Source organism: Brevirhabdus pacifica, assembly GCF_002797755.1.
GTDB lineage: Bacteria > Pseudomonadota > Alphaproteobacteria > Rhodobacterales > Rhodobacteraceae > Brevirhabdus > Brevirhabdus pacifica.
In genome coordinates this window covers 1,772,454-1,783,408 of record NZ_PGFI01000011.1, presented here as the reverse complement: position 1 = coordinate 1,783,408, position 10,955 = coordinate 1,772,454, and the positions used below count along the sequence as shown (strand labels likewise).

General features: G+C 64.9%; 11 protein-coding genes. 4 read left to right on the top strand and 7 right to left on the bottom strand.

Features of this window, described 5'->3' with window-relative positions; translation table 11 throughout:
* Positions 1–146: 146 nt before the first annotated feature.
* From CLV77_RS08645 to CLV77_RS08635, 3 genes are all read left to right on the top strand, one after another.
* Positions 147–752 (top strand): superoxide dismutase, encoded by a 606-nt coding sequence (locus tag CLV77_RS08645; protein ID WP_076978371.1) that lies wholly within the window; start codon positions 147–149, stop codon positions 750–752.
* A gap of 244 nt (positions 753–996) precedes the next feature.
* Complete coding sequence (locus CLV77_RS08640; RefSeq protein WP_076978372.1) at positions 997–1,833, top strand: phosphotransferase; 837 nt, start codon at positions 997–999, stop codon at positions 1,831–1,833.
* Position 1,834: 1 nt separating this feature from the next.
* Positions 1,835–2,827: a Hint domain-containing protein gene (locus tag CLV77_RS08635; RefSeq protein WP_076978373.1), complete on the top strand. Its 993-nt coding sequence runs from the start codon at positions 1,835–1,837 to the stop codon at positions 2,825–2,827.
* 53 nt (positions 2,828–2,880) lie between these two features.
* Here the strand turns inward: CLV77_RS08635 and CLV77_RS08630 are convergent, their stop codons facing one another.
* The 4 genes from CLV77_RS08630 to CLV77_RS08615 form a co-directional block, all read right to left on the bottom strand.
* A complete protein-coding gene (locus CLV77_RS08630; protein ID WP_076978374.1) occupies positions 2,881–3,879 on the bottom strand; it encodes a hypothetical protein in 999 nt (332 codons plus the stop codon).
* Between the two features lie 213 nt (positions 3,880–4,092).
* Positions 4,093–5,010, bottom strand: coding sequence for a hypothetical protein (locus CLV77_RS08625; RefSeq protein ID WP_076978375.1), 918 nt, complete (start codon positions 5,008–5,010; stop codon positions 4,093–4,095).
* 341 nt (positions 5,011–5,351) lie between these two features.
* Positions 5,352–6,758, bottom strand: coding sequence for a type I glutamate--ammonia ligase (glnA, locus tag CLV77_RS08620; protein ID WP_076978376.1), 1,407 nt, complete (start codon positions 6,756–6,758; stop codon positions 5,352–5,354).
* Positions 6,759–6,824: 66 nt separating this feature from the next.
* A complete protein-coding gene (locus tag CLV77_RS08615; protein ID WP_076978377.1) occupies positions 6,825–7,163 on the bottom strand; it encodes a P-II family nitrogen regulator in 339 nt (112 codons plus the stop codon).
* Positions 7,164–7,330: 167 nt separating this feature from the next.
* Here CLV77_RS08615 and CLV77_RS08610 point away from each other — a divergent pair, with 167 nt between their 5' ends.
* The gene (locus tag CLV77_RS08610) at positions 7,331–8,899 is read left to right on the top strand and encodes a bifunctional ADP-dependent NAD(P)H-hydrate dehydratase/NAD(P)H-hydrate epimerase (RefSeq protein WP_076978378.1); all 1,569 of its coding nucleotides are present in this window, start codon (positions 7,331–7,333) and stop codon (positions 8,897–8,899) included.
* A gap of 114 nt (positions 8,900–9,013) precedes the next feature.
* Here CLV77_RS08610 and CLV77_RS08605 read toward each other — a convergent pair whose 3' ends face one another.
* From CLV77_RS08605 to CLV77_RS08595, 3 genes are all read right to left on the bottom strand, one after another.
* A complete protein-coding gene (locus tag CLV77_RS08605) occupies positions 9,014–9,526 on the bottom strand; it encodes a Hint domain-containing protein (protein WP_076978379.1) in 513 nt (170 codons plus the stop codon).
* Between the two features lie 394 nt (positions 9,527–9,920).
* Entirely contained in the window at positions 9,921–10,214 is a 294-nt protein-coding gene (locus tag CLV77_RS08600; protein ID WP_076978380.1) for a YciI family protein, read from the bottom strand.
* A gap of 12 nt (positions 10,215–10,226) precedes the next feature.
* Entirely contained in the window at positions 10,227–10,811 is a 585-nt protein-coding gene (locus CLV77_RS08595; protein WP_076978381.1) for a TetR/AcrR family transcriptional regulator, read from the bottom strand.
* Positions 10,812–10,955: the final 144 nt, after the last annotated feature.

Here is a 10,955-nt window from a genome sequence, read left to right as displayed (position 1 = left end):
CGATGGGTGACACGGCCCGGACAAGGCGGATCGGCGCCGCCCGGCGGGGTGCCGCGCGGGTCTGCGGGGCGGGACGGGCCTTGACGCGGGGGGCATAAGGCCTCTTATCTCTGGCGGAACGAAATTCATAAAAAGGGGGCCGACCCATGGCTTTTGAACTTCCCGCACTCCCCTACGCTCATGACGCGCTGGCCGATGCCGGTATGTCCAAGGAGACGCTGGAGTATCACCACGATATTCACCACAAGGCCTATGTCGACAACGGCAACAAGCTGCTTGAGGGTTCGGGCCACGAGGGCAAGACCCTCGAGGAGATCGTCAAGGCGACCTACGACGCCTCGGGCGTGCCCCAGTCGGGCCTGTTCAACAACGCCTCGCAGCACTGGAACCACACCCAGTTCTGGGAGATGATGGGCCCCAACGGCGGCTCGATGCCCTCCGAGCTGGAAAAGCGCATCACCGACGCCTTCGGCTCGGTCGACAAGTTCAAGGAAGAATTCCAGACCAAGGGCGGCGGTCAGTTCGGTTCGGGCTGGGTGTGGCTTGTGGTCGACGGCGGCGAGCTGAAGGTCACCAACACCGCCAACGGCATCAACCCGCTTTGCTTTGGCCAGACCGCGCTGCTGGGTTGCGACGTGTGGGAGCATTCCTACTACATCGACTTCCGCAACAAGCGTCCCGCCTATCTGCAGAACTTCCTGGACAACCTGGTGAACTGGGAAAACGTGGCCGAGCGCCTTTCCAACGCCTGATCCGGGCCGCGCGCCGGGGCAGCAAAAAGGCCCCCGGTGCCTTTCCGAAGGAACCCGCAACCCCCTTGGGGCTGCGGGTTTTTTCTTGTCCGCGCGTCGCGGGGGCATGCCGCACGCCATGTTTTTGGCACCTTCATGCCATTGAAAGATGCCGCGCCGGTCAGACTTTGCCCACCAAATCCTGTCAGTTTCGCCCGGAAGAAGAACCGGGAAGGACCATTTTTCCGGCAGGCAAGGACAGATTATGAACGCGGTGACCACAGCCCCCGGGGCCATCAAGGCCGAACCCGTCTTCCGGCGTTGGGCCGAGGTGATTGCCGGTGCCCTGACTCAGGGGAAGCCCGGAAAGACCCTTGATTTCAAGCTTCTGAAATCCTCGCACACGGCGGTGAGCTACCGGGCCGAAACCGGCACGGAGCGCGGTTTCGTCAAGCTGTTCGATCCCTTCTCCCGCGCCGCCCGCGAGGCTTATGCCCGCGAGCGCGACGCGCTGTTGATGCTGCGCGAAAGCGGGCTGGTGCCCCGGCACATCGGCCATAGCGACGATGATTGCATGGTCCTGGTCGACTATGTCGAACCGGCGGAGGATCCCCTGGCGGGAGAGAGCCGCGCCGATTGTGTGAAGCTTGCCCGGCGCTGCGGCGCGTGGCTGGCCGAGTACGAGGCCATCGCCCCCTCTCGCCGCCAGTCGGGCAACTGGTTCGACTACCTCGTCGCTCACGACCGCTACAGCCAGCTTTTGTCGCTGGCCCAGATGCAGCCTTGGTTGCAAGAGATCCCCCTTTGCGGGTCGATCCTGTCGCGTTGTGACGGCAGCCTCAGCAACTTTCTCTTCGCCGCCGACGGCTCGATCGCCGGCTGCGATTTCGAGCAGGCCCGATTCAAGCCCCGGGGATACGATTTCGCGGTGACCTACCTGGCCTTCGCCTCGCGCTGGCCGCTGCACCACGAGGTTGCACTGGAGGCGATGGCCGATGGCTTCTCGTCGCGCCATCGTGGTGTCCTTGACCCGCAGGAACTGATGGCCGTGGCCCGCGCCCTTTTCATTCTGGAAGCCGATACCGCACGGGGGAGGATCTGACATGGCACGCGAAGACGTCACAATTGCCCTGGACGGCTCCAACGTCAACGGAAGCGATTTTTACACGGGTCATGCCAATGACACGCAATTCGTGACCTTCACAGACGGCGGCGATCTGGACGGCAAGACCATCACCCTCAGCAAGTTCGGCAAGGGCCGCCCGACCGAGCCGGGCGAGGGGCCCGGCGGCAACGACCGCTTCGACCTGGACCTGTCGAAGTTCAACGACAATTTCGGCTTTGCCTTCCAGTCGCTCCAGAACGGCGACACGATCGCGGTCTATGGATATGACTCGGTCGTCCAGGAGGGGACGGTCTACACGTACCAATATACGGGCACGGACGGCCAGAAATACACCTTCACGATGGATACGGCGTCGAAGAATTCCCAGACCGTGAACGTGGTCTGCTTTGGCGGGGACACGATCATCCAGACGCCGGCGGGCTGCCTGCCGGTTTCGCAGCTTGAGGTCGGTGACCCGGTGCTCTGTGGCGATGGCCAGGTCCGCAAGATCTGCTGGATCGGCGAACGCTGGTTGAGCCCGCGTGAGCTGGAGCGCAGCCCGCACCTGCGGCCGGTGAAACTGTCGCCCGACGCGCTGGGGCGCGGCATGCCCGAACAGGAGCTTCTCGTCTCGCCGCAGCACCGGCTGCTGATCGACGACTGGCGCGCTGAGATGCTGTTCGGCGAGGCTCAGGTCCTGGTGGCGGCGATCCACCTCACCAACGACACCAGCATCCGCCAGGTCCTCCCCGAGGAGGGCATCGACTATTACCACTTCATCCTGGAAGAGCATGCCACCGTCTTTGCCAACGGGTTGCGGGCCGAAAGCCTGCTGCCGGGCGAGGAGGCGCAGGCCGCTCTGGGTGGTGCGGCAAGGTCCGAGATCGCCGATATCTTCCCCGAGCTTCCGGCGGACTTGGAAAGCTATGGCGGGACCTGTGCCCGCACCCTCAAGGCGTTCGAGGGGCGGCTTCTGAGAAACGGCTACTGAACATCGGCTAACAGGATGGTCCCGGATCGCCCGGGTCCATTTGAGCGATCGTTCTAGCGGACGTCGCGCCCGGTAGGCGGGGTGATCCGGCCCGTGGGCGGCAGCAGCCGCCCGATCGTGCCCCGCAGCCCGCCGCGAAGCCCGGAATGCGGCTGGACCGCAGCCCCCCCGATATCCCGCAACATGATCTCGACCGTGCCCATCGGATGGCTGCCCGAGGGCGGGCGCAGCCGGATGTCGCCCGCGGGCCAGCCCGGCAGGTCCAGCGCCTTTCCCGGCGTGGGGCGGGTGTCGCTGGCCATCCAGCGATCGATCAGGGCCGCGGCCAGCGCGCAGGCGCGATCGAGCGGCAGCGCCGATTCATGCATGATCAGAAGGCGGCCCAGCAGATCCTCGGACCCCTTGGCGCGGAAACCCGTCAGGCGCCGCCCGTGGTGCCGCGATCCGCTGGTGAAGACCTGCGGGACAAAGCAGATGGCGGCGGGAAGGGTATCGGCGACGAAGTCCCCGATCGGCAGCAGGCGGTCCGACTGGCCCCAATGGGCGGCCGTCGCATCGACCTGCCGGGCGCAGAGGGTGGCTATCCGGTGGGCCAGGGCAAGCATCATCCGCCGCAGGGCAATTTCCCGGTCCCGATGCCCGCCGCGCAGGCCGTCGTGGGGCATCTCCTCGGGGTGGTTGAGCTGGGGGGCGGTGGTTCCAGCCTGATCCGCTGCATTGTCCGACACGGAGATCATCAGCGTCGCGCGGTGGCCCGCCGCGGGGTCTGCCGGGGCGGAGGGGCGCGACAGGCGCCGCAGGCCCGTCAGCGTATCGCCCCCCTCCGTGGCGATGCCGAAGGGCGAGGTGCCCGATTGCGCGGGGCCCTGGGCGATGTCGATGGCGAAGCGGCCGCAATGGAAGCGCCGGGCGCGCAGGCTCTGGCGGTCGTCGAGACGCAGGGCGGGCAGGCCGGCGGGACGGGCGCCGTTGAAACCGGCCAGCAGCCGCGCCGGCACGATATCGGCCGGGCGGGGCAGGAAGAGGGTGGTTTCAACAGGTGGACAAGTCATGCCTGGGATCCTTGCGGTGTCCGATCATGCCACGATGCGGGATGAGTTTGGGTAAATTGGGTCTGTGGTGGGGATCGTTTGCGGCACCGGGGACATGCGGGGCCGTCATGGGGGCACCCCGCGGCACGTGACGGCGCCTCAATGATAAAGGCACCGCCCCGGGCGGGGGCAGTGCCTTGAAATGCTGGGCGCCCTGCAGGCGCCGCGCGGGGATCAGATCATCTGAAGGATCTGGCCGAAATCGGACATCACGCCGGTGCCCAGGAAGGCGCCGGTCAGGGCGGTGACCTGGGCCGTCAGGCGGAAATTCTCGCCCCCCAGCATGTTGTAGGTCATCAGCGCGGCGCCGACGGGCATGGCGGTGATCAGAAGGGTGGTGTTCATGGCATAGGTCGCCAGGCGGGCCGTGGTCTCGGACCGGTCCAGGCGATCCTCGGGACGCCCGGGCCCGAAGAGAACGGTCGTGGCGCCGGATTTCTTCTGGGTCGGCGTCTCGGGGTAGAGGGCCTTGCGGATCTGGTCGCGCATCTCGGCCTCTTCGTCGATGCGGGTCGCGGCCTCAAGTTGCTCGGCGATCTCGGGGAAGAGGATGGCGCGGGAATCCTTGGGCTCGGCGGCTTCCTTGCGCACGGTGATCTTGCGCACGAAGAAATCGTCCAGACGCTCGTGGGTGGAGCCGACGCTGAGGAAATCCTCGCCGAAGATGTTTTCGTTGACGGGCTCGGGCTCGGGCATGATGGGCCCCTGGGAGGTGTCCAGCGCGATGCGGGCCTCGAACCCTTCGGCGGTGTAGCACTTGCCGGTGTAATGCCAGTAGACGCTATCCGCGCGCTCGATCGTCAGAAGGTGGCGCACCACGTGGTAGCAGGCGGCCAGACGGGTCTGCAGGTCTGCGCGGTTGATGCCTGTGCCTTCCTCGACCCAGATCAGGATGTCATCCTTGTCCCGTGCGATGCTGAGGCAAAGCTGCTCGCCGAAGAAGTTGGCGTGCTTGCGCACGACGGCCTCGGTCTGCTCGAACGGAAGCATGATATTGCGGAATATATGGGCAATATCCTTTTCCAACGCCTTGAAGTCGATGGGCGGGAACCCGTCGTATGCGAGCGTTGCCCGGATTGCTGTATTGCTCATTCTCTCGGCCACTTTTTTTATTTGGTGCGATGACGAGACCGATACTGACCCCGGAATGTGAAAACACTAGGTCAGGGTGGGGCAATCCAAAGGCATTGGCGCCACAATTGGGCCGTGAGTAATCTTATTTCTCTGCAAATTTGTGAAACCCGGCTTCTCAAAAACGCATACCGACCCTCTGAGCGAAACAAACCGACGCAGATTCGCGGGAATGTTGAATCACATCTACCCGTTGGTGTGCTGCGCGCGGCCAGATCGCCCGCCGGAGTAGAAGGTCCTCCAGCCAAATGCGAAAAGGGCGCCCCGAGGGGCGCCCTTCCACTGTTCCGATGATCCGTGGATCAGCAGCTGTAGTACATCTGGAACTCGATGGGGTGGGGGGTGTGCTCGTAGGCATAGACCTCTTCCCACTTCAGGTTCACGTAGCCCTTGATCTGGTCGCGGGTGAACACGTCACCGGCCAGCAGGTACTCGTGATCGGCTTCCAGCTCGTCCAGGGCCTCGCGCAGCGATGCACAGACGGTCGGGATCTGCGCCAGCTCCTCGGGGGGCAGGTCGTAGAGATCCTTGTCCGAGGCCGCGCCCGGGTCGATCTTGTTCTTGATGCCGTCAAGGCCGGCCATCAGCAGGGCCGAGAACGCCAGATAGGGGTTGGCGGCGGGATCGGGGAAGCGGGCCTCGACGCGCTTGGCTTTGGGCGACTCGGTCCACGGGATCCGGACGCAGCCCGAGCGGTTGCGGGCCGAGTAGGCGCGCAGCACGGGAGCTTCGAAGCCGGGGATCAGGCGCTTGTAGCTGTTGGTCGAGGGGTTGGTGAAGGCGTTCAGCGACTTGGCGTGCTTGAGGATGCCGCCGATGAACCACAGAGCTTCCTGGCTGAGGTCGGCATACTTGTCACCAGCGAAGAGCGGCTTGCCGTCCTTCCAGATCGACATGTTGACGTGCATCCCGGTGCCGTTGTCGCCGGCGATCGGCTTGGGCATGAAGGTCGCCGTCTTGCCGTAGGCGTGGGCGACGTTGTGGATGACGTATTTGTACTTCTGGATCTCGTCGGCCTGCTTGGTCAGCGAGCCGAAGATCAGGCCCAGCTCGTGCTGGCACGACGCCACCTCGTGGTGGTGCTTGTCGACCTTCATGCCCATGCGCTTCATGGTCGAGAGCATTTCGGACCGCAGATCCTGCGCCGCGTCGGTCGGGTTCACGGGGAAGTAGCCGCCCTTGACGCCAGGACGGTGGCCCATGTTGCCCATCTCGTACTCGGTGCCGGTGTTCCACGAGGCGTCGGCGGCGTCGACTTCGTAGCTGACCTTGTTGATCGAGTTGGAGTAGCGCACGTCGTCGAACAGGAAGAACTCGGCCTCGGGACCGAAGAACGCCTCGTCGCCGATACCGGAGGACTTGAGGTAAGCCTCGGCCTTCTCGGCGGTGCCGCGGGGGTCGCGGTCATAGGGCTCGTTGGTGTCGGGCTCGACCACGGTGCAATGGATGCACAGGGTCTTCTCTGCGTAGAACGGGTCGATGTAGGCGCTGTCGGTGTCGGGCATGAGTTTCATGTCCGACTGGTCGATCGACTTCCAGCCGGCGATCGAGGAGCCGTCGAACATGAAGCCTTCTTCCAGGAAATCCTCGTCGATCTCGTCGACGATGATGGTCACGTGCTGCAGCCGGCCACGCGGGTCGGTGAAGCGGATGTCGACATATTCGACTTCCTCGTCCTTGATGGTCTTGAGTACGTCCTGGTTGCTCATGGCGACGTATTCCCTTCTTTTCGTGTGAAAACTGGTCTGGTGGTCAAAGGCGCGGGGGCAGGGCCCTTAAAGGGCGTCTTCCCCGAACTCGCCGGTGCGGATGCGGATCGCCTGCTCGATGGTCGAGACGAAGATCTTTCCGTCGCCGATCTTGTCGGTCTTGGCGGCGGCGGCGATGGCCTCGATCGCGGCGTCGAGCTGATCGTCGTTGAGCACGACCTCGATCTTCACCTTGGGCAGGAAGTCCACGACATATTCCGCGCCCCGATAAAGCTCGGTGTGGCCCTTCTGCCGGCCGAAACCCTTGACCTCGATAACGGAGAGGCCCTGGACCCCGACGTCCTGAAGCGCTTCCTTAACCTCATCGAGCTTGAAGGGCTTGATGATCGCTTCGACTTTTTTCATTTGGCGACTCCTCCGCTTGGTCTTGGTTGCGTGTCTGACCACTTTCCTCGTGGGGCGACAATTGGCTAGGGTTGGCGGGGCCGCGCGCAACACCGGATTCGATATGTGTTGCCTATTATTTGTGCGGATTGGCGTCAATCTGGGCAGAGTGAAAACTTGGGGGTCCGATGGGCTGGCTTTTGACGGCGGATCAGATGCGCAAGGCCGAAGAGGAGGCCGTGCGCCGCGACGCGCTGGCCCCCGGGGTCCTGATGGAGCGGGCCGGGTCGGCCGTGGTCGAAGCCATCTTCTCCCGCTGGCCCGCGCTGGCCGCCGGGCGGCTGCGGGTGCTGGTGCTTTGCGGGCCGGGCAACAACGGCGGCGATGGCTATGTCATCGCGCGGCGCCTGGCCGACTGGGGCGCGAACGTGCGCATCCTAGAGATGTCGGACGATCCCGGCTCGCGAGAGGCCGCGCTGCACCGGGAGCGCGCGCTGGCGGCCGGCGTGCCGGTTCTGGGCATTGACGAATTCGGGGCGCCGGAGGTCGAGGCGGTCGACCTGGTGGTCGACGCGCTGTTCGGGATCGGGCTTTCGCGCCCGCTGGAGGGGGTGATTGCCGAGCTGGTGCGCGGGATCGGGCAGAGGACGGGCGCCGCCCGGGTGGTGGCGGTCGACATGCCCTCGGGACTTGATGGGGACAGCGGCCGCATCCCGTCGGGCGGCGTGGCGATCCGCGCCGATCTGACCGTGACCTTCCACACGGCCAAGCCCGGTCATTACCTGGCCCGGGGGCCCGAGCATTGCGGCGCCCTGGTCGTCGCCGACATCGGGATAGGTCCTTCCGCGCCGGGCCCAGGGCTGGTCGCGCGGCTGGCGCGCCCGGACGCGGCACGGCTGGCCAAGGGCGGGGCGGGGCACAAGTACAGCCACGGCCACGCGCTGATCCTGGGCGGCCCGCCGGGGGCGGGTGGGGCCGCGCGCTTGGCGGCGCGGGCGGCCTTGCGGGTTGGGGCGGGGCTGGTGACGCTGGCCGTACCGAAGGGGGCGCTGGCCGAAAACGCCGCCCGGCTTGACGCGGTGATGCTGGCAGGGCTGGGCGAGGGGCGCGATCTGCCCGCGCTTTTGGCAGACGCGCGCATCGCTTCGGTCTGCGCGGGGCCGGGCCTGGGCATGGGCAATGGGACAGGGCCGGGCAGCGCCGTGGCTACGCGGGCGCTGGTGGGCGAGATCCTTGCCGACGGGCGGGCGGCGGTGCTGGATGCCGACGCGCTGAGCGCCCATGCCGATCATGCCGAAGCGCTGTTCAGCCGGCTCCACGACAAGGTGGTTCTGACCCCCCACGGGGGCGAGTTCGCGCGGCTTTTCCCGGACCTCGCGGCGATGCTGGACGATCAGGCGGGCAAGGGTCGCGCACCCAGCTCGCGCCTTGCGGTGGTGCGGGCGGCGGCGGCGCGGGCGGGATGCTGCGTGCTGTTGAAAGGGCCTGACACGGTGATCGCAGATGCGACCGGCGCCTCGGTCATCAACGCGGCGGCTTACGAGCGCGTGGCACCCTGGCTGGCGACGGCGGGATCGGGCGACGTGCTGAGCGGGTTGATCGCGGGGCTCATGGCAAGGGGGTTCGCGCCGCTGGCGGCGGCCGAGACGGGCGCCTGGCTGCATGTCGAGGCGGCGCGCGAGTTCGGCCCCGGTCTGATCGCCGAGGATCTTCCCGAGATGCTGCCGATCGTGTTCAGGCGGCTGTTTGCAGAGTGAGATTTTTTCGGTGACGGGTGGTCTGTCGGCCTGTTCGAGGGCGTTTGCGGACAAACCTGTCCCGTTCCGAAGCATGATCGCTTCGGCAGACCCCGGCACAGCGCGAGGCGCGTTTCAGGCGCGCATGGTCTCCGGCCCGGCCGCGGGGGCGGGAAGGGGGCACAGCACCTCCACCCCGTCGGCGTATGCGATGTGCGCCGCGCCCAGGTCCAGGGTGAAGATGTCCAGGCTGCGTGGGCCCGTGTCCCAGCGGATGTACTGGCCGTCGATCATGCGGCGGACGGGGACGATGGCGCGTGTCTCGCCGAAAAGGGCCTCCGCGCGCCAGTCGCGGACCAGGATCGCCTGTTCCGGCAGCATCGAGATCGCCTCTTCCGGGCGGTCGAAGCCGAGGGAGCTGGCCGAGACCAGAACCGGTGTCAGGCGCACGCGGCGATGGCGCACGGCGCGCAGGCGCACCGAGCCCGCATCGCGGGTGATGATCCGGTCGCCCGGAAGAAGGTATTCGATGGGAAGGCACCCCTCCAGCGTATAGATGGAGGTGCCCAGGGTCAGGCCACTCCCGCCAATGGCGGGATCGGTTTGACCTGATTGCGCACAGGGGCGCGAAGCGGGTCTACGGGTCATGGGACTGCTCTTTTTTATTGTCTTCCATGTCTGTGACCCCAGGGTAAGCGCAGATTCACGCATCCGGAAAGGAATTTCCCCCCATCTTGCGCTCTTGAAGTTTACGGGATGCTAAAATGTCGCGACGCGCCAGCGCCGGACGACGTCGACTGGCCCAAGGGCGCGCGGATGGGAGGGGGGGCGCAATCATGCAGCGAAAAGCGTGTTAGATCAGGTTCGTCGAAATCTACACCGCGCCTCTTCGCCCCCTGCGGGCGCAAAGCACCCCTCGACGTGGCCCATGGCCTGGCAACTTTGTAGACGTCGAATCGTTCGCCAACTCAGCCCGGAAACTCCGGATCTGGGCCAGACCAGCGATACCTGGTTCGGCCATCCGATCCGGTGGACAGGTCTTTCACGCCACAACCTTCAGAAACGATAGACGGGCGTCAGTTCGCGCGGGTGCGACATGCTGGATATGCGGCGTCGCGATCCCCTCGCGGACAAATGGATCCGCTGCCACTCGGGCCTCCAGATCCATTCTGTCTTCCGCGACAGCCAGGATTGCGCCTCCGCCTTGGGGTTTGAGGCTGCCGACCAGGAGGAAAACCCCATCCTCGAACCCTTGCGCAATCCATGCGTTGTGGGCTGCCATATGGGCCGGGGCTTCGGTTCTCTTGTCCGTCAGGTCGAGGGTGATAATGTACATGTCCAACTCCTTTCACGTTTCAATGGTTGCGCCGTCGGCCACGGCATCTAGCCAAGCCAGCATCTGTTTCACTTCTTGTTCCAGAAACGGTTCCTGCGGGTAGGCATTGGCAAGGCTCGCGGCACCCTGGCTTCGCGCCAGAATATGCATGGCCAGCGCGTCAGCATCCTCCGACCTGCCCATTTCCGCGAACCTCCGGACGAGCCAGATACGAAAAAGATCATACAGATCCCTCGCACCGGAAACGGCTGGATGGTTCAATTTTGCCAGTTCCGAGAAGAGCGTTCCGATGGGACAGCCGTATGCCCGGATCTTCTGATTGTTCATCAGCAGGATGCGAATGAAGTTTGCGATACAATGCTTGGGTGACTGGCCGGCTTCCACCCAGTCGTCCAACATCTTTGCCCTGTCGAGTATCCTGCGCTCAATCACGGCATCCAGGATCTCATCCTTGGTCTTGAAGTGGTAGTAGAAGTTGCCCCGTGAGATCCCGACAACCTGAGCGATGTCCGCAAATGAAGTGAACTCGAACCCACGCTCGTAGATGAGTTTGTCCGCTGCCGCGACGATGGTCTGACGCGTTTCCAAGGCCTTCATGTCGCACCTTTTCTGAGGGATCGTTCTGGCATCCGGCGCGCGATCTCGGCAACTTTTAGGACAAATGTCCTATCGAGTCAATTTATAAGTAGACCGTTGAATGCGCACTATGGCCCTTCGCGAAGCGGATGTGGTGAAGCGGTG

Coding starts and splice junctions, on each gene's coding strand:
- CLV77_RS08645 (WP_076978371.1), top strand. CDS start 147: ATGGCTTTTGAACTTCCCGCACTCCCCTACGCTCATGACGCGCTGGCC.
- CLV77_RS08640 (WP_076978372.1), top strand. CDS start 997: ATGAACGCGGTGACCACAGCCCCCGGGGCCATCAAGGCCGAACCCGTC.
- CLV77_RS08635 (WP_076978373.1), top strand. CDS start 1,835: ATGGCACGCGAAGACGTCACAATTGCCCTGGACGGCTCCAACGTCAAC.
- CLV77_RS08630 (WP_076978374.1), bottom strand. CDS start 3,879: ATGACTTGTCCACCTGTTGAAACCACCCTCTTCCTGCCCCGCCCGGCC.
- CLV77_RS08625 (WP_076978375.1), bottom strand. CDS start 5,010: ATGAGCAATACAGCAATCCGGGCAACGCTCGCATACGACGGGTTCCCG.
- glnA (WP_076978376.1), bottom strand. CDS start 6,758: ATGAGCAACCAGGACGTACTCAAGACCATCAAGGACGAGGAAGTCGAA.
- CLV77_RS08615 (WP_076978377.1), bottom strand. CDS start 7,163: ATGAAAAAAGTCGAAGCGATCATCAAGCCCTTCAAGCTCGATGAGGTT.
- CLV77_RS08610 (WP_076978378.1), top strand. CDS start 7,331: ATGGGCTGGCTTTTGACGGCGGATCAGATGCGCAAGGCCGAAGAGGAG.
- CLV77_RS08605 (WP_076978379.1), bottom strand. CDS start 9,526: ATGACCCGTAGACCCGCTTCGCGCCCCTGTGCGCAATCAGGTCAAACC.
- CLV77_RS08600 (WP_076978380.1), bottom strand. CDS start 10,214: ATGTACATTATCACCCTCGACCTGACGGACAAGAGAACCGAAGCCCCG.
- CLV77_RS08595 (WP_076978381.1), bottom strand. CDS start 10,811: ATGAAGGCCTTGGAAACGCGTCAGACCATCGTCGCGGCAGCGGACAAA.